15 protein-coding genes are annotated in these 17,134 nt (G+C 46.4%); 7 read left to right on the top strand and 8 right to left on the bottom strand.

The features are described 5' to 3' along the window. Positions 1-69 precede the first annotated feature (69 nt). The 4 genes from cysD to cysC are packed head-to-tail and all read left to right on the top strand — an operon-like array spanning position 70 to position 4,811. Positions 70-978: a sulfate adenylyltransferase subunit CysD gene (gene cysD / locus PK654_RS14105; protein WP_271696502.1), complete on the top strand. Its 909-nt coding sequence runs from the start codon at positions 70-72 to the stop codon at positions 976-978. Between the two features lie 24 nt (positions 979-1,002). Further along, a complete protein-coding gene (gene cysN / locus PK654_RS14100) occupies positions 1,003-2,418 on the top strand; it encodes a sulfate adenylyltransferase subunit CysN (protein WP_271696500.1) in 1,416 nt (471 codons plus the stop codon). 29 nt (positions 2,419-2,447) lie between these two features. Continuing rightward, positions 2,448-4,172 (top strand): SLC13 family permease, encoded by a 1,725-nt coding sequence (locus tag PK654_RS14095; RefSeq protein WP_271696499.1) that lies wholly within the window; start codon positions 2,448-2,450, stop codon positions 4,170-4,172. A gap of 18 nt (positions 4,173-4,190) precedes the next feature. Beyond that, entirely contained in the window at positions 4,191-4,811 is a 621-nt protein-coding gene (gene cysC / locus PK654_RS14090) for an adenylyl-sulfate kinase (protein ID WP_271696498.1), read from the top strand. Between the two features lie 18 nt (positions 4,812-4,829). Here the strand turns inward: cysC and PK654_RS14085 are convergent, their stop codons facing one another. The 7 genes from PK654_RS14085 to PK654_RS14055 form a co-directional block, all read right to left on the bottom strand. Beyond that, positions 4,830-5,732 carry a TIGR03899 family protein gene (locus PK654_RS14085; RefSeq protein WP_271696496.1) on the bottom strand — a complete coding sequence of 301 codons (903 nt, stop codon included), beginning with the start codon at positions 5,730-5,732 and terminating at the stop codon, positions 4,830-4,832. 390 nt (positions 5,733-6,122) lie between these two features. Next, positions 6,123-6,632 (bottom strand): DUF3299 domain-containing protein, encoded by a 510-nt coding sequence (locus PK654_RS14080; protein ID WP_271696495.1) that lies wholly within the window; start codon positions 6,630-6,632, stop codon positions 6,123-6,125. A 14-nt stretch (positions 6,633-6,646) separates the two neighbouring features. Beyond that, positions 6,647-7,906: an ABC transporter permease gene (locus PK654_RS14075; RefSeq protein ID WP_271696494.1), complete on the bottom strand. Its 1,260-nt coding sequence runs from the start codon at positions 7,904-7,906 to the stop codon at positions 6,647-6,649. After that, positions 7,894-8,622: an ABC transporter ATP-binding protein gene (locus PK654_RS14070; RefSeq protein ID WP_271696493.1), complete on the bottom strand. Its 729-nt coding sequence runs from the start codon at positions 8,620-8,622 to the stop codon at positions 7,894-7,896. The genes PK654_RS14075 and PK654_RS14070 overlap by 13 nt, the downstream gene beginning before the upstream one ends. Before the next feature lie 115 nt (positions 8,623-8,737). Beyond that, positions 8,738-9,379 (bottom strand): zinc uptake protein ZrgA, encoded by a 642-nt coding sequence (gene zrgA / locus PK654_RS14065; protein WP_271696492.1) that lies wholly within the window; start codon positions 9,377-9,379, stop codon positions 8,738-8,740. Positions 9,380-9,418: 39 nt separating this feature from the next. Beyond that, complete coding sequence (locus PK654_RS14060; RefSeq protein WP_271696491.1) at positions 9,419-9,721, bottom strand: DUF2607 family protein; 303 nt, start codon at positions 9,719-9,721, stop codon at positions 9,419-9,421. A gap of 181 nt (positions 9,722-9,902) precedes the next feature. Beyond that, the gene (locus PK654_RS14055; RefSeq protein ID WP_271696490.1) at positions 9,903-10,457 is read right to left on the bottom strand and encodes a YtfJ family protein; all 555 of its coding nucleotides are present in this window, start codon (positions 10,455-10,457) and stop codon (positions 9,903-9,905) included. A 144-nt stretch (positions 10,458-10,601) separates the two neighbouring features. Between PK654_RS14055 and PK654_RS14050 the strand changes: the two genes are divergently transcribed. Further along, positions 10,602-10,808 carry a DUF1107 family protein gene (locus PK654_RS14050; protein ID WP_271696489.1) on the top strand — a complete coding sequence of 69 codons (207 nt, stop codon included), beginning with the start codon at positions 10,602-10,604 and terminating at the stop codon, positions 10,806-10,808. A gap of 54 nt (positions 10,809-10,862) precedes the next feature. On the opposite strand, the gene msrA is transcribed toward PK654_RS14050, so the two are convergent. Continuing rightward, positions 10,863-11,489, bottom strand: a complete 627-nt coding sequence (msrA, locus tag PK654_RS14045; RefSeq protein ID WP_271696488.1) for a peptide-methionine (S)-S-oxide reductase MsrA — start codon at positions 11,487-11,489, stop codon at positions 10,863-10,865. A 176-nt stretch (positions 11,490-11,665) separates the two neighbouring features. On the opposite strand from msrA, the gene tamA reads away from it, so the two are divergent. Further along, positions 11,666-13,375, top strand: coding sequence for an autotransporter assembly complex protein TamA (gene tamA, locus PK654_RS14040; RefSeq protein WP_271696487.1), 1,710 nt, complete (start codon positions 11,666-11,668; stop codon positions 13,373-13,375). Then, on the top strand, positions 13,372-17,130 hold the full coding sequence (gene tamB / locus PK654_RS14035; RefSeq protein ID WP_271696486.1) for an autotransporter assembly complex protein TamB: 3,759 nt from the start codon (positions 13,372-13,374) through the stop codon (positions 17,128-17,130). Before tamA ends, tamB begins: the two co-directional genes overlap by 4 nt. Positions 17,131-17,134 lie beyond the last annotated feature (4 nt).

The raw sequence follows: 17,134 nt of genomic DNA, 5'->3' as shown, positions 1-17,134 counted from the left end.
TAAAGAATGCCTGAGAGCATAAAGTTTAAGTAAAAGTCAGGCTCAGATGAGCCAAAAGGAAGTTTACCCATGGATAAAGAAAGATTTACTCACCTGAAACAGCTGGAAGCTGAGAGTATTCATATCATTCGTGAAGTAGCGGCAGAGTTTGATAACCCGGTAATGATGTACTCCATCGGTAAAGACTCAGCAGTGATGCTTCATCTGGCCAGAAAAGCCTTCTATCCGGGCAAGATCCCTTTCCCGTTACTTCATGTCGATACCGACTGGAAGTTTAAGGAGATGATCGAGTTCCGTGACAGAACCGCGGAGAAGTATGGTTTTGATCTTCTGGTGCATAAGAATCAGCAAGGGCTAGATATGGGAATCAACCCATTTGTTCATGGTTCCTCAAAGCATACGGATATTATGAAAACTCAGGCCCTTAAGCAGGCTCTGGATAAGTATGGCTTTGATGCTGCGTTTGGTGGTGCCCGCCGGGATGAAGAGAAGTCCCGTGCCAAAGAGCGGGTTTACTCGTTCCGCGACAAAAACCATACATGGGATCCGAAAAATCAGCGCCCTGAGTTGTGGCGCACCTATAACGGTCAGGTAAATAAAGGGGAAAGCATTCGTGTATTCCCTTTATCAAACTGGACTGAGCTAGATATCTGGCAATACATCTATCTGGAGAACATCGAGATTGTACCTCTTTATCTGGCAGAAAAACGCCCTGTTGTAGAGCGGGACGGAATGCTGATTATGGTAGACGATGATCGTATGCCTATCGCTGACGACGAAACCGTTGAATATAAACATGTCCGCTTCAGAACATTGGGTTGTTATCCCCTTACCGGTGCCATTGAATCAGAGGCAAATACTCTGCCTGAGATTATTGAAGAGATGCTGGTGGCAACATCCAGTGAGCGTCAGGGGCGGGCTATTGACCATGACCAGTCAGGTTCTATGGAACTTAAGAAACGCCAGGGATACTTTTAGTTCAAGGAAGGTTAAGGAAAGATTATGAATAGTGCAGTAGAAGCCCAGCTACAGGAATTGGGAATAGAGGGCTACCTCAATCAGCATCAGCACAAATCGCTGCTACGTTTTTTAACCTGCGGTTCTGTGGATGACGGAAAAAGTACCCTGATTGGTCGTCTGTTACATGACTCTAAGCAGATTTATGAAGATCAACTTGCCGCCGTTCATTCCGACAGTCAACGTGTCGGAACCACTGGTGAAAAGCCGGATTTGGCTTTGCTGGTGGACGGGCTTCAGGCAGAGAGGGAGCAGGGGATCACCATTGATGTGGCATACCGTTATTTCTCGACGCAAAAGCGCAAGTTTATTATTGCCGATACACCGGGACATGAGCAGTACACCCGCAATATGGCGACGGGCGCATCAACCTGTGATGTAGCCGTTATCCTGATTGATGCCCGTAAGGGAGTTCTGGATCAAACCAGACGTCACTCCTTTATTGCCAGCCTGTTGGGTATTCGTCACTTTATTGTGGCGGTAAATAAAATGGATCTGGTTGAGTACTCCCAGCAGAGATATGAAGAGATTAAGCAGGAGTATCTGGCCTTCTCTGAGAAGCTGAAAGGCGAAATCGATATTCAGTTGATCCCGATTTCTGCCCTTGAAGGCGATAACGTAGTTGATAGCAGCAAAGCAATGGACTGGTATCAGGGAGAGCCAATGTTGTCCTTGCTGGAAAATGTTGATGTACAGAGTGGGGCACAAGGCAATGATTTCCGCTTCCCTGTTCAGTATGTAAACCGGCCAAATCTTGATTTCAGGGGCTTTGCCGGAACACTGGCATCAGGTTCTGTTTCTGTCGGTGATGAGATTAAAGCGTTGCCTTCCGGTAAGACATCTAAGGTTTCCCGTATTGTTACCTTTGATGGCGATCTGGATACCGCGTATGCGGGGCAGGCGGTAACACTGACACTGGAAGATGAAATTGATATCAGCCGTGGTGATCTGCTGGTGTCAGAAGGTGCGGCCATTGAGGCAAGTAATCATGTTCTGGCGGATGTGGTCTGGATGACGGAAGAGCCGTTACAGTTGAATCGTCAATACGATATCAAAATTGCCGGAAAGAAAACCCTTGGTCAGGTGGATGTTATCCGTCACCAGTATGATATCAATAATCTCTCCAGATTTGATACCGATAGCCTGCCATTGAATGGTATTGGCCAGTGTGAGTGGTCACTTACTGAATCTATTGCCATAGATAAATACAGCGATTCAGTTGATACCGGCGGCTTTATCATCATTGACAGGTTAACCAATGTAACCGTTGGTGCAGGTTTGGTGAGAGAGCGTCTGGATCATAAGCAGAACGACTCCCATCTCGGTGATATCACTGCTTTTGAGCAAGAGCTGAAAGCCTTGATACATAAATACTTCCCATCATGGGATGCAAAGATTTAATTAGGCGAAATAGCCATTGAGGGCAGGATATGTGGGAACAAGGATTAGTTTTAGCACTACTGATTAGTGTTATTGCATGCCTGCTTTTAACGAAAATCAAGCCTAGCTTTATCTTTGCCGGCGCTGCTTTTATCGCTTTTATGAGTGGCGCTATTGAGTTGCAAAGCGTAGCGAAAAACTTTACCAACTCTTCATTGTTAACTCTGGTGCTGTTGATCCTTAGTTCAGCGGCGCTTGAGAAGACCCGTCTTGTTAGTTGGGTTAGTCATTATATATCAGAAGGAAAGCTGGCCACTGTGGTTGCCAAGCTGGGGTTGTCTACAGCGGTACTTTCTTCTTTTACTAATAATACTGCCGTAGTGGTCTCCCTGATTGGCGCCATTAAGAGAAATCAGCAGCATTCGCCTTCCCGTTTGCTGCTGCCTCTCTCTTATGCCGCCATATTGGGGGGTACCTTAACCCTGATTGGTACCTCAACCAACTTGATCATTAATAGCTTTGTTGAAGATGTCGGCCTGCCGGGACTGAGCTTTTTCGCCCCGACCTCTATTGGTCTTGCGGTACTGGCCGGAGGCTTGATTGTTCTTATTCCCTTAAGTTATTTACTGCCGAAAAATGATGAGATAGCAGACGAAGAACTCTCCTACTTTCTGGAAGCTAAGGTTGAGCCCGGTTCTCCTCTGGTCGGCTATAGCATCAGTGAAAACGGGCTAAGATCACTGAGAAAGTTGTTTCTGGCTGAAGTCGTCAGAGACGGCGAGCGTATTGCTTCGGTAACACCGGATTTTGTATTACAGGCCAGAGATCGGCTGCTGTTTTGTGGCGATATTGAAAGTGTTGCCACACTACAGGAGATCAAAGGGCTGACACTGTTTGGACAGCATCACCTGAATGGTCAGAACTTCAGGGAAGTGATTATCAGCTCGTCAGCCTCTTTATGTAATAAAACCCTTATTTCCAGCCGCTTCCGGGATAAGTTTGATGCGGTGGTGGTTGCCATTCGCAGGGGGCATGAGCGTCTTGAAGGCGGGCTTGGCGATATTACTCTGGTAGCAGGAGACACCTTAGTTCTTGCGCCCGGAAAGCGCTTTGAAGCTGAACTGAACCGTCATAATCGCGAGTTTTTGCTGATGAATGATCTCGACTCTAGTGCCAAGCTGGACAGTTCACGTTCTAATCTAGTGTTGTTCGGCTTTGTCTCTGCCATTGCTTTGTCGTTGTTGGAGATTTTGCCGGTGATTAAGGGGCTGGCAGGCTATCTGCTTATTATGTTGCTGTGCGGAATCGTCAATATTACTGAGCTGAGAAGGCGCTTTCCGATAGATATTGTGATTATTGTCGGTTCAGCACTGACCGTCGCCCAGCTAATGCTCTCTTCGGGGCTGTCTGTACGCATTGGTGAATTCTTTATTCATACCCTTAACGGTTGGGGCGTCTTCGGGGCCTTGGTGGCAACTTATGTTCTGACCCTTGTGCTGACGGAGTTGATTACCAATAACGCTGCGGCAGCACTGGCATTCCCTCTCGGATACAGTATGGCGGTTGGTTATGGTGTCGATCCTATGCCGTTTATAATGGCGGTTTTGTTCGGGGCCAGCGCCAGTTTTATTTCCCCGTACGGTTATCAGACCAATCTGCTGGTCTACAGTGTTGGTAATTACCGCCTGTTTGACTATCTGAGAATAGGTATTCCACTTTCTTTGATCTATTCCGTACTGGTTTTAACTTTAATTCCCTATTTTTTCCCATTTTAGTGCAGGAGCCGATTTATCATGTCTCAACCAGGCCATAAGGCTGAAAATAATATTGTCTGGCATCAGCATGTCGTAGACAGATACAGCAGAGCGAAACAGAAACAGCAGAAACCCGTGGTGCTCTGGTTTACCGGTCTGTCCGGTTCAGGAAAATCGACCATAGCCGGAGCCCTTGAGCAGGCATTAGCGGAGCTGGGTTATCACACTTATCTGCTGGATGGCGACAATGTGCGTTACGGGCTATGTAGCGATCTTGGTTTTAGTGAGCAGGACAGAAAAGAGAATATCCGTCGTGTCGGTGAGCTATGTAATCTGATGGCGGATGCCGGCCTGATAGTGTTGTCGGCGTTTATCTCTCCCCACAAAGAGGAGCGACAATTTGTCCGTCGGTTACTGCCAGAGGGAGAGTTTATGGAAGTGTACGTAAATTCTCCGCTGGAAGTTTGTGAGCAGAGAGACCCTAAGGGCTTGTATAAAAAAGCCAGAGCCGGAGAGATAAAGAACTTTACCGGTATTGATTCTGACTATCAGGCACCGGAAAGCCCTGAGATAGAACTGATAAACCGTGATGTGGAAGTTGCCACGCTGGTAGATCAATGTCTGGATAAGCTACGACAAAACGGAATCATTCAGGCGTAGCTATAGTGACAGGCTAAATCAGACCATTTGATCCACGGAGCCCTTAACGTCTGACTGAACGGTAAACTTCTGGCTTAATAGATCCACCAACTGGTCCATATATTTTGTATTCGGTTTATTACCCAGCAGTTTACACAGCTCGTTACCTACCGGGCTAAAACGATAATAGAGCAGGCGGGAACCTTTACTCATAGGTTTTAGTGAGAAGGGTTCTCCCTGATAGTCGACCACCAGTGCAGGATCAAACTCTATTTCACCGGATTCCAGCTCGGTGCTGAGTACCAGCCCCAGCTCAAACAGAACCAGTAAGCTGGAGAAAGGAAGCTGGTGGTTGCCGAGGTTGACGGTACTTTCGTTATCTCGTCTGTTGAGGCTGAAAATGCCGGCTGGCGTTCTGAAGCCAATCAAGAGCTTTTTGCTATTGTCACTACCGAAACTACAGGCCAGCGAAGCGGCTTTTTGCAAGTACTGCGCCTCTTTCGGCGTCATATCTTTAAGTACCTGAAGTGCCTTCATCGAAGTCGAGCCTGGGTTAGTCACTTCCAGTTTCAGCACTTGTGCCCACAACCGCTGCATGGAGCTGTTATTAATGTCCTGTGCCATATCAAAGAAGCGGTAGAGCCAGTCTTGGTCAGGATCTCCGGCCGTTTCATCTTTGCAGAAGCCAAAAGCGTACTTCATCACCTGCTCAAGGTTTCGCTGGCGCTGCTCCCGTCGCTGTTTATCTCTGCTTAAGGCTCTTTCCAGAACGCTTTTTTTCGGCTTTTCCGACTGAAGCTTGGCGTCGATGCCATAGGTTTGAGCAATACTTTTTACTCTGCTGCCACTGTCTTTAATGTAATGGGATTTATTACTTTTATAGCTTGAGTGGTTGCCGGATGCGCCTTGCTCAATCGTTACCGGTGCTCTGTTTCCTGCCATTTAGTCGCCCTGCTTCAATGGGAAAGGTGTGAATGACTAGAATAGATCCAACTGATTTTGAGTTCAATCTTGCGATTGTTTCTATGAGTATTATGTATAAAAAGGTTAAAAGAATGATTCTGAATGTTAATAAAGGTAAACTTGTTATTAATCAATTACTCTACAAATAAAACGGTTAAAATCTGCGCTTCATATTCGTCTTGCTGCGAAAATCTGATATAGTTGATAAGGAAATGTTAAAAATGTTAAGGGATTTGAGGGGCGTCATGGCGCAGCCGGAAGAAAACAGATTGAAAAAGCAGCTGTCGATAACTCTATTATTAGTTGTCTATATTGGAGTGCTGGCTTACCTGTCAAACTTTCTGGTTTAACAGATAAGCCTGAGTCGATTTACTCTTCGTAAGGAGCCAGAGCCGTTCCTTCAATCACATAACCCACTTCAGCCAGTTCGTGGCTGACAGTTTCAGTTTTCAGTGTACCAATGATATTGACCACATCCCATAGTTCCTGAATCGGAGCGCCATCTTTAAAACGTACATAGACAATTTGATTTGGTGGCGGTGGCGGAACATGAATACATGCTCCCATATATGGTACTAACAGAAACTCAGTAACCATATTTTCATCTCCTTCCAGCGGAATAACGAAGCCCGGAATTTTAACCGTACTGCCGTTTAGTTCTTGTCTTACCCCGCCAAGTTTTGATTGCGGAGCGGCGGCTTGATCATGGCTGAGTGGCATGCCTACACTATCAACCAGATTTCTTTCATTTTTCGGGATCAGATCCAGCCATTCCAGTTGAAGAATATCCTGATCCTGTGTCTGTTCGTCTGCTGCAGCTCCGGTAAAGGAGGTCATAATGGCAAGACAACTAAATAGTATAAGTGATAGTTTTTTCATTGCTTATCCGTTTGTTAGATTCGAATCGTCATTCCGTCAGCCAGTGATTGCCGGTAGGCGCTTACTGCTGGAATAACACCGATAATAATTCCGGCCAGTTGTATCAGACCGAGTAGAGCCCATTCATAAGGGCTAATCATTGAAAGTTGTATACTGATCCCGTACCACTGCTGTATCAGAGGTTGCGCGATCGCTAATAGTGAGTAGAGCCCTGCTACCCCGAGCAAAATTCCGGCAAATGTCAGGCAGCCTGCTTCACTGACCAGAAGAACAAAAATATGTCTTGGCCTTGCCCCCATTGCTCTCAATATGGCCATTTCCCTCCGCCGCTCCTGCAAGCTGGTCAACAGACTGCTAAGCATACCGAGTAATCCTGCAATAACGACAAAAACTGATACTGCCATGAGTGCCTGTTCAGCAACAGACATCATGCCCCACAATTCATGTAGCGCGATACCCGGCAGAATGGCACTAAGAGGCTCTTGCTTATAGGTATTGATCTGCCTTTGTAGGGCAAAGGTGCGGATCTTAGATTTCAGTCCCAGCATAAATGCAGTGATCTGCTGAGGATGAAACTCTTGTTGCTCCAGTGCTGCTTTGTCTTGCTTCGAACCCAGATTAGCGCCTGATTCCCAGCCTACATGGATGGCTTCAATCGCCTGAAGGGAAACATGGACGGTTTTATCTACCGGAGTACCTGTGGGCTTAAAAATACCGACCACTTTAAATGGGAGGTTATCGTGGCGGCTAAAGCCGACATCACTGATGCCGTGGGCAATTATGATTTCGCTGCCTACTTTATAGTTGAGCTCTTTAGCGACGTCGGCGCCGATTGCTGTTTCAAATAGGGTATTAAAAGGCCGTCCCTGCTGAAGTTCAAGGGGTTGTTTTTTGCCATACTTGAAGTGCTCAAAGTAGCTTTGATTGGTTCCCATTACCCGGAAACCCTGATGGGAGTCGCCAAGGGAGATAGGAATCGCCCATTTAACGGACGGGTTCTGGCTAAACTCCTCATAGCTTTTCCAGTCGATATTTGCCGTAGCATTGCCGATTCTGAAAACAGAGTAAAGCAGCAGGTTTACTGAGCCTGATCGGGCCCCGACGATAAGATCAGTACCGGATATGGTATTGGCAAAGCTGGTTTTCGCCTGAGTACGGATTCTCTCAACACCAAGTAACAGAATGACTGAAATCGCCACAGTAAGAATGGTAAGAATCGCAGTTGCTTTACGGTTGAGAAGGCTTTTGCGGGCCAGAAGGGTTATTGCTGGCATTGTGTGGCCTCCGTACTATGTTGGGTAGCGCGTTGGTTTAACTCTTGCAACTGAATATTCCGGTCAAACATGGCTTCCAGCGTTGGATCATGGCTGACAAAAATAAGGGTTGAGCCTGCTTTTTCCGCCTCTTCCATTAGCAGTTCTATAAATGCTGTGCGGTTTTCAAAGTCTAAAGCTGAGGTCGGTTCATCCGCGATAATCAGCTCTGGCTGGCCGATTAATGCTCTGGCAGCAGCAACCCGCTGCTGCTGACCAATACTTAGCTCAATAACGGGTTTGTTGAGCAGAGATTGATCAAGACGAAGCCTTTGCAGCAGATGAATTGCATTTTCAGTGAGATCGCCTGTTACTTTGTCCCGGCGCCGTTTAGAAAAATTACATGGCAGGGTGACATTTTCGATGACAGACAGGTAAGGGAGAAGGTTAAATTGCTGAAAGATATAACCGATATGATCTGCCCTGAACCGATCCCGCCCGCTCTGGCTGAGATCGTTGAGCTGTTGATCCAGAATTTGTACACTTCCTGACTGGGGAGAAATAATACCCGTCAGCAGCCCGAGCAGAGTGGATTTTCCGCTGCCGCTTGGACCCTTTATAAAGATATGCTCACCCTTGCGGATATCCAGAGAATCGAACTCTAATGTAGCAGGCTGTTTTTCATTCCAGCAGAAGCGGATCTGAGAGAGTGAAACAACGCGATCTAAATCCTTCATAGCTACCTTATTAACCAAATTAAGCCACAAATCTGAGTGTCAGCCAGATAGTATATAACACTCAGCAAAACGTATAGGCTGATAGCGGTGATTATCCGCCATCAGCCTAATAAGATTAAAACTTAATAACCGTTTTATTTTTGTTTAGTTCAAAGGCATTTTGAGCAGTATCGGTTAATAGATTCACTTCCACTTCTTCTGAGTTCGGGAATAGCTTAAACCAATTGGTTTTGATACGGTTCAGCTTTGCAATATCGCTACACTCAAAGTGATATTCGATAGTAAATTCACCATGTCCTTCTCCCTCACCTTCGTGCTCATGACTCTCGTGATCGTGGTCTTTATGATCATCGTGTTTATCATGATTGTGCTCGTCATGTTTGTCATGATCATCGTGTTTTTCATGATCGTGTTCATCGTGATGCTCATCTTCTTCCAGCGTATTCTTAACAGAAACATGTTCAGTAGAGCAGCCAGCCGCAGAGGAGAGAAGCAGTACTTTGTCTGCTTGCATTAAGCTTTTTTCGGCTTTCTCGATGAGTTCGTGTTGAGCTTCGTTTTCCGGAGCGTGTTCAAAGCCGACAATATCAGCTCCCGGAGCAGCAATCTCAACCAGTAGCTCATTGCCATCCTGAGCGATATTGAACTCTACGTGTCCGTGCACATGGGCATCGTGCTGGCGAAACCCTTCTTCGGCCATAGCTGATGTAGAAAGGATAAGTCCCGCGATTAAAGAGAGTTTAAAAGTGTGTTGCATAGTAACCTCAAAAATTAAGTTGTCGTTGATAAAGATTTTTTAAGAGACAACCAGTTCAGGAGGTGAGCGGGCTTTCTGCTTAGGCGCAATAAACACCAGCAGCCGGCTATTAAAAGGCTGATAACGGACAGCCTGTTGCGGCACTTCCGGAAGCACGATAACAGCAGGGCTAAGGCCGTTTCCGGCAGCGGCATAAAGTTCACATTGGTGCTGCTGGTGATGGGAGTGGTCAAAATCTACCTGATGTTCGGCATAAGCAAAAGTGGCCCATAGTATGCTAACTATAGCCAGTATTGTTGCTGCCGTTACCCGTGAACGGGAGAAGTAGTGTTCGGTTCTCATCAGTTTATAGAGCTCGCAGTGACACACGGTTCTGCTGCTAATGCAGTCAGGTTTGAGACAATGTAATAATATAACATTTACCCTGCAAGCTTTATTTATTGAACCAAACGGTTTCGTACATAAAATTTACATTTAAGAAATGGTGCCGGAGCCGGCACCATTTTGATGAGAGGAGGAACTATTAGATATTGCTCTTTATTAGCGCCAGTACCTGATTGATTTCGTCGCCGCTAAGGGCTCCTTCTTTTACAAACAGGATTTTTCCTTCTTTATTCAGCACAATAATGGCTGAACTCTCTTCTGCCAGTTGCCAGCTTTTGGCCACTACGCCGTCTTCATCAAGAACCATTGAAGACCATGGAAACTCTTTTTTACTGTCCTGAGCTGAAGATTTCACAAATGAGCCGGTACCCCAGATGGCGTCATCCTGATTAATTATTGAGGTTGTCTGATAGCTGTCCTGAGAAAATTGAGAGGCGGTAATGGACTTCATCAGTTCGGCATTCATCTCTTTGGCGCTGCTGCGTCCGGCTATGGCCTGAATAACCCTGACTTTGCCAATTAATTGACTCTCATCCCATGCTTTATAAACAACTTCGTCATTTTCCAGATGCAGTTCACCGTAGCTGGATACGGTAACAGCCGGTAAAGATTCTCCGGTATTCAGGTTGTGAGCCTGCCCGATAACAGGGAGAGTGCCCAATAACAGGGAGAGAGTGAGAGACTTTATGTTCATTGTTTTTATTCCTTTTGATGGTCTTGTTGTAGAGCAGAAACAAGACTAGACGAAATTCCAACAAAATAGTAAGAATTTGAGTTTTCTGGCGCTGATTTTGCATTCTTGTTCACACGGATTTTACAATCAGAGATTGGGATTATTATGCTTAGAGAGTTTAAATCTTATCGCCCGCTACAAATCGCCCGTTTCGTAAAAGCGCTGTTTAAAGGAGAGTTTTCCATTGCAGGTATCGGAAAGTTCTATTTTGATCAAGGAAGGGTTCTGCTGCCGGATTTGAGTAATAAAAAGATGCTGGCAGTGATGAAAGAGATTAACAATATTATCTGTAAGCAGCTTCAACTTAACTGAAGGTGCAAGGAAAGAGCCCTGCCATGGTGGCAGAGCCCTTAAAGTAAGTTTCAATCAGGAAGGGAAGCAGACCCCTGTACCGCCGAGGCCGCAATAACCTTCAGGATTCTTAGCCAGATATTGCTGGTGGTACTCTTCAGCGAAGTAGTAAGGACCCGCAAACTCAACTTCAGTGGTGATTTCAGTGCGTTGATTGTCACTAAGGGCAGACTGATAGCTCTGCTTACTTTCTAATACCGTTTGCTTCTGCTGCTCAGAATAGACATAGATAGCTGAACGGTACTGCGTGCCTAAATCGTTGCCCTGACGCATTCCCTGAGTCGGGTCATGACGCTCCCAGAACTGGTTTAACAGTTCTGAAAGGGAGATAACAGACGGATCAAAAATAACCCTGACAACCTCAGTATGTCCGGTTTCTCCTGTGCACACGTCCTGATAAGTCGGGTTTTCGGTGAAGCCGCCACTATAACCAACGGAAGTGGAGACAACCCCTTTCAGGTTCCAGAACAGGCGTTCAGCGCCCCAGAAACAGCCCATTCCAAACAGGATTTGTTGTTGTCCTTCGGCAGGTTCAAGGGTTAAGTCAGTATTGTTTACAAAATGTGGTTGAGTGACAGGGATTGCTTGTTCCCGGCCTTTAATGGCGGTTTCCCTGGTAACCATAACTTGTTTGTTGAGCATAGATGTTTCCTTTTTTGGGAGTCATTATAAAATTGACCTGCCGAATTTCGTAATACTAAATTGCACTAACTATGATACTTTTCGTATATAGGCTGAAACTTAACCACTATTAAACTACTGTACATCGTTTGTTCCTGCTCAGTAGCCATCATTTTAAAGGAAACCAGTTTACCCTTATGGTGAAAAAATGCGCACTTATCTTTGTCACTTTACTTTTCTCTTCTAAGCTGTGGGCGGATGTTTCTGTTGAAATTAAAGGTCTGGACGGCGCACTTGAAGAGAATGTTGAAGCCTATCTGACGGCTATTCCCAAGGAAGATTACTCGGTTTCATTACGTTTTCAGTCTCAGCTGAGAAAGAGCTTTACTAAGGCTCTGCAGGCTCTGGGGCATTACCAGCCGGAATTCGTATTTGTTACTTCAGAAGATGATAAAACACTTACGGTTAACATAGCCGCGGGGGAACCTGTACGGATAAGCATTTCAGATATCCGCATTGATGGTGCTGCAGGCAGCGATAAGGATTTTCTCACTCTGGTTGAAAAATCCGGGCTGGAAAAAGGGGAGATCCTCAATCATGCAAAATACGATGCGCTTAAATCGGCCATCAGGAATCTCGCTTTATCCAAGGGATATTTTGACGGTACTTTTACCAAAACAGTATTGGAAGTTGCACCGGAACGAAATCAGGCTTTTATCTATCTTTATTATCAGAGCGGTATCCGCTACCAGTTTGGTGAGACTAAGTTTAGCGGCAATCAAATTCAGCAGAGCAAGCTCCGCTCTCTGATCCCATACCAAAAGGGTGACCCCTATCTTTCTTCAAAAATCGGTGTGTTTAACCAGAACTTGTCCAATACCGAGTGGTTTTCTTCGGTACTGGTTCAGCCGGATATAAGTGTTACCGGTAAGCAGGAACAACTACCCATGCTGGTGACGCTTTCCCCGCAGACAAAAAACCAGTTGGAGACCGGTATTGGTTATTCCACGGACTTAGGTGTGAAAGGTACGCTTAAATGGAAGAAACCGTGGGTAAACAGCTTAGGGCACAGTTTTGATTCTGCCCTGTCTCTGTCTGCACCGGAACAGGCTGTGACACTTGGTTACAATATTCCGCTGGAAGATGTGCAGAATGAATACTATCGCCTGCAGTACGGGATGAAGTACGAAGATAAGAATGATACAGAAAGTTTTGAAGCCTCTGCTCTGGTTGAACGGCACTGGCAGCTTGATAGTGGCTGGCACAGAGTCCTTTATGGCCGCTATCTGCATGAAGACTTTAAGCAAGGTACTCAGGATGATGAGTTTACCATGATACTGCCGGGTATCTCTTTTTCAAAGGTTCAGACCTCCGGGGGAGCGATGCCCCTTAGTGGTGATAAACAGTCCATCGCTTTTGAATATTCTGATAAGAGCCTGACAGCAAAAGCGAGAGTTTACCGCGTTCTGGCTAAGACAGCCTGGATTCGCAGTATAGGGCAGAACCACAGAGGAATTGCCCGTCTGGATGCCTCGGCTAACTTTGTTGATGAGATAAGTAATATTCCGCCTTCTATCCGCTTCTTTGCTGGCGGTGATAATAGTCTGCGTGGTTACGACTATGAATCTATTTCACCGAGAGACAGTAAAGGTGCGTTAACAGGTGCGAAGTATCTGGCGACCAGTAGCCTTGAATACCAGTATCGCCTGACGGGTAACTGGTGGCTGGCCGGATTTGTTGATTATGGTGACGCATGGAACAACACCATTAAGTTTAAAACCGGTACAGGATTTGGTGTCCGCTGGGCATCGCCCGTTGGTCCGGTTCGCATTGATTTTGCATGGGGGCTTGATGAGAAGCCGGGTGAAGAGTTTAAGTTACACTTTACGCTGGGGCCGGAACTATGAAAAAGCGGTTATTAAAGTGGAGTAAGCGCGCTGCACTGACACTCGTCAGTTTAGTTCTGACCATAGTGTTACTTATCTCCTTTGCCCTGTTTACTAACAGCGGGCTTAAAACGCTGATTTGGGCTGCAGAAAAAGCCATACCACAGCTGCAGATTGCTGACGCTGAAGGTGCGCTCTTTCCGGAATTTACCCTGAAAAACAGCTTATTTTCAGATGACACTCTTGGTATTGATACTAAAGTAAAGCAACTGACACTGGCGGTTAACTTTGAGTGTTTATTTGCCCCTTCAGTCTGTGTAGACAAGCTGGAGGTGAGTGGTGTCGTTCTTGATGTGGCTCCGGGGAGCAAGCCAGAGACAACAGAGCAGGAGCCCGCTACCTCCGGTCAAAATACCATCTCTTCTCCGCTACCGGTCACGGTGCAGCAACTTGCCCTGAATGATATTCAGCTTAATCTGCTTGGGCATAAAGTTAGCTGGCAAAGTTTCTCTTCTGCCATTCGCTTTAGTGGTTCTGAACTGGCTATTAAACCCACCTTTCTGAATAAGTTAAATCTGCAACTGGCGGAGACAAAAAACAGCAGTGACGAAGCTGCTGCTTCAGCAGAAACGCCTGCGTCAGATATCGCTTTACCAAAGGTATATATTCCGCTGGCAGTTGATGTTGAAGCGTTTGAGCTAAACCATTTTATGCTGCAAGGTACTAATCCCATTAACGTGGAGCAGTTGCAGCTATCAGTGCTGCTAAATGAGTATCTGGCTGAGGTAAGAAAGCTGAATGTTAAGGCCCCTCAGGGAGATATTGCCCTTAAGGGGCAGGCGACACTTAAAGATTCTTATCCGCTGAATCTGGAAGTTGAAGCCAACCTGAAACTACAGCCTGTAGATGGTCAGCGTGTTCTGCTGTCAGCATCGGGCGATCTTGCTGATCTGCAGTTAAGTTCAGTTTTATCCGGCCTTATTGAGGCAGAGATTGAGAGTAAAATAAAACCCGTTAAAGCGAATTTTCCTTTTGATATCACCATAAGCAAAGGCAAGTTACAGTGGCCGTTAAAAGGCGATGCTGACTACCATGTAGATATTTCAGAGTTCAAAACGGACGGTCAGCTTAACGGCTATAACCTGAGTGCTGCCGCTGCTGTCAGTGGTAAAGCGATACCGGCAACTGAGTTTACTTTGGCAGGTAAAGGTGATTTAAAACAGATTGAACTGTCGCGGATTGACCTTGCTACCCTTGGCGGCACGATTTCCGGTGAAGTGATGGCTAACTGGCAGCCACCGCTCAACTGGCAGAGCCGGCTTGAACTGGACAATATTCAGCCCGGTTTACAATGGCCTGAAGCGGAAGGCAGCGTCTCAGGCGTATTTGAAAACTCTGGTGAGCTGCTGGCTTCCGGCGGATGGAAAGTGTCTGTTCCGGCTCTGGATATTAACGGTTTGATCCGCGGCTATCCGCTTCAGCTACAGGGAGCTTTGCAGGCAGAAGATAAGTCGGGCAAAGGTGAGCTGTCTGTTGTTACACAGGGAGTATCGTTAAAACATGGACCGAATGAAGTGCGCCTATCAGGTAGCCTTGATAAAGAGTGGCGTTTAGATACGGAGATCGACTTTCCGCAACTGGGCAAAACCGTACCGGACGCGCAGGGAAATATTCAGGGTAAGCTGAAAGTCACCGGGCTGCTTGCTGAGCCTCAACTGGAGAGCAAACTGACAGCAAGCAAACTGGCCTATAGCAATCTGCTGAAAATTGAATCCGTTGGCTTAATTGCCAATGTTAACCCTCTGCCCGATATCAATGGCTCTGTTGAGCTGAGTGCCAGTGATATCCGTTATCAGGACAACACATTTGATTCGGTAAGCTTAAACTTTTCTGGTACGCAACAGCAGCATCAGCTTAGCTTTGCCGCCGTATCTGAACTGATTAACGCTGCATTAGATATAAAGGGCGGCTTACCGCAACAGCCGGATCTTCTCTGGAACGGAGAGTTAACTAAAGCGCAGTTTTCCACTAAGCAGGGGCTATGGAAGCTGGATAAACCCGCTTCAGTGGCTTATGACTTTGCTCAGCAGCAAGTTAAGCTTCAGTCACACTGCTGGATTCAGGATAGTTCTGAAGCCTGTCTGACAAAGGATCTACTGGCCGGTAAATCGGGCGAAGCGCATATCGCGGTTAAGCATTTCAACTTTAATCAGATTGCTATGTTTTTACCTGAGGATACCGATCTAACCGGAGAGATGAATCTCGATGCGGCTGCCCGCTGGAGTGAAGAGAGTAAGCCACAGGCTGATATCTCACTCAGGCTTCCGAAAGGGGAGGCGAGCCGGATTATGGGTAAGCCGGTTATTGTCGGCTGGGATAGCACCAGTCTGAACGCCAAACTGAAAGACAACAGGCTGATGGCGGATTGGTTAATCGATCTAACCAATAACGGAGAGGTTAATGGCCGGTTTGATATTGGTAGTGTGACGGCTGAGCCTCAGATTCTGGATGGTTTGCTGCAACTGAAACAGATACATCTGGATATGTTGAAACCAGTCGCCGGAGAATATGGCGATATTGGTGCTCTGATTGACTCCAGCCTGACCATTTCCGGCCCGGTGGTTCACCCTAAAATTATGGGTAATCTGCTGATTGATAAGATTATTGCTTTAGGTGATATCTCTCCCCTTGATGTAGAAAAAGGCCGGATAGATATCCAGTTCTCAGGATATCAGGCTGTTCTGGATGCGGATATCAACACCAGTGACGGTATTCTGAAAGTTGACGGTGATGCAGGCTGGGAAGAGCTGTCTGACTGGCACACTAACCTGAATATCGATTCTGACGAGCTTCAGGTGAAGGTGCCGTCTATGGTCAGGGTGCGGGTTGAACCGGATCTGCAGCTCTCAGTGACGCCACAACTGGCAAAAGTAAGTGGTAAGATTAACCTGCCATGGGGAAAGGTCGAGGTGGAAGAGTTGCCTGCCAGTGCGGTGACGGTATCATCGGATCAGGTGATTCTTAATAACAACCTTAAGCCTGAAGAGAAGGGACGTAAAATGCCGATGGCATTTGAAAGCGATGTCGTTATTAATATTGGTGATGAATTTGCGATATCTGCCTTTGGCCTGACAGGTAAGCTTAACGGCCAGTTAAATGTCACTCAGAAAGATAAAGGCCCTTATGTGGTAGGCGAGGTAGTGATTAAACAGGGGCAGTACCGCTCCTTTGGTCAGGACTTGATTATCAGTGAAGGGAAAATTCTGATGAATGGCCCGGTTGACCGCCCTTACCTGGCCATCAAGGCGATAAGAAATCCGGCCAATACACAAGATAATGTTGTTGCCGGTGTTCAGGTCTCCGGACCGGCCAATGAGCCGGTAACCACTATTTTTTCTCAGCCGGCTATGCCACAGGCCAATGCTTTGTCCTATCTTTTAAGAGGGCAGAATATTGACGGAAAATCTGACGGCAATGCCATGACAACAGCGTTAATAGGCCTGAGTCTGGCTAAGAGCGGTAAATTAGTCGGTAAGATTGGTGAAGCGTTTGGCGTTTCTGACCTTCATCTGGATACCGCAGGCTCTGGTGATTCCTCTCAGGTAACTGTAAGTGGATATATTACTCCTGAACTGCAGGTAAAGTATGGGGTAGGTATCTTTAACTCCCTTGGAGAGTTTACCGTCCGTTATCAGCTAATGACGGATCTCTATCTGGAAGCGGTTTCTGGTGTCAGTAGTGCCGTTGATCTGCTATACCAGTTTGAGTTTGATTAAAGAG

It is taken from the genome of Vibrio sp. SCSIO 43137 (assembly GCF_028201475.1).
In the GTDB taxonomy this organism is placed as follows: domain Bacteria; phylum Pseudomonadota; class Gammaproteobacteria; order Enterobacterales; family Vibrionaceae; genus Vibrio.
The sequence above is the reverse complement of the archived record's forward strand: the minus strand, read 5'-3'. Positions and strand labels throughout refer to the sequence as shown.

What these genes read in the sequence shown, in the direction of transcription:
- PK654_RS14050 (WP_271696489.1), top strand. Translation starts at nt 10,602, where the DNA reads ATGCTTAGAGAGTTTAAATCTTATCGCCCGCTACAAATCGCCCGTTTC.
- PK654_RS14095 (WP_271696499.1), top strand. Translation starts at nt 2,448, where the DNA reads ATGTGGGAACAAGGATTAGTTTTAGCACTACTGATTAGTGTTATTGCA.
- PK654_RS14060 (WP_271696491.1), bottom strand. Translation starts at nt 9,721, where the DNA reads ATGAGAACCGAACACTACTTCTCCCGTTCACGGGTAACGGCAGCAACA.
- tamB (WP_271696486.1), top strand. Translation starts at nt 13,372, where the DNA reads ATGAAAAAGCGGTTATTAAAGTGGAGTAAGCGCGCTGCACTGACACTC.
- PK654_RS14055 (WP_271696490.1), bottom strand. Translation starts at nt 10,457, where the DNA reads ATGAACATAAAGTCTCTCACTCTCTCCCTGTTATTGGGCACTCTCCCT.
- cysD (WP_271696502.1), top strand. Translation starts at nt 70, where the DNA reads ATGGATAAAGAAAGATTTACTCACCTGAAACAGCTGGAAGCTGAGAGT.
- PK654_RS14070 (WP_271696493.1), bottom strand. Translation starts at nt 8,622, where the DNA reads ATGAAGGATTTAGATCGCGTTGTTTCACTCTCTCAGATCCGCTTCTGC.
- msrA (WP_271696488.1), bottom strand. Translation starts at nt 11,489, where the DNA reads ATGCTCAACAAACAAGTTATGGTTACCAGGGAAACCGCCATTAAAGGC.
- cysC (WP_271696498.1), top strand. Translation starts at nt 4,191, where the DNA reads ATGTCTCAACCAGGCCATAAGGCTGAAAATAATATTGTCTGGCATCAG.
- zrgA (WP_271696492.1), bottom strand. Translation starts at nt 9,379, where the DNA reads ATGCAACACACTTTTAAACTCTCTTTAATCGCGGGACTTATCCTTTCT.
- PK654_RS14085 (WP_271696496.1), bottom strand. Translation starts at nt 5,732, where the DNA reads ATGGCAGGAAACAGAGCACCGGTAACGATTGAGCAAGGCGCATCCGGC.
- PK654_RS14075 (WP_271696494.1), bottom strand. Translation starts at nt 7,906, where the DNA reads ATGCCAGCAATAACCCTTCTGGCCCGCAAAAGCCTTCTCAACCGTAAA.
- cysN (WP_271696500.1), top strand. Translation starts at nt 1,003, where the DNA reads ATGAATAGTGCAGTAGAAGCCCAGCTACAGGAATTGGGAATAGAGGGC.
- tamA (WP_271696487.1), top strand. Translation starts at nt 11,666, where the DNA reads ATGGTGAAAAAATGCGCACTTATCTTTGTCACTTTACTTTTCTCTTCT.
- PK654_RS14080 (WP_271696495.1), bottom strand. Translation starts at nt 6,632, where the DNA reads ATGAAAAAACTATCACTTATACTATTTAGTTGTCTTGCCATTATGACC.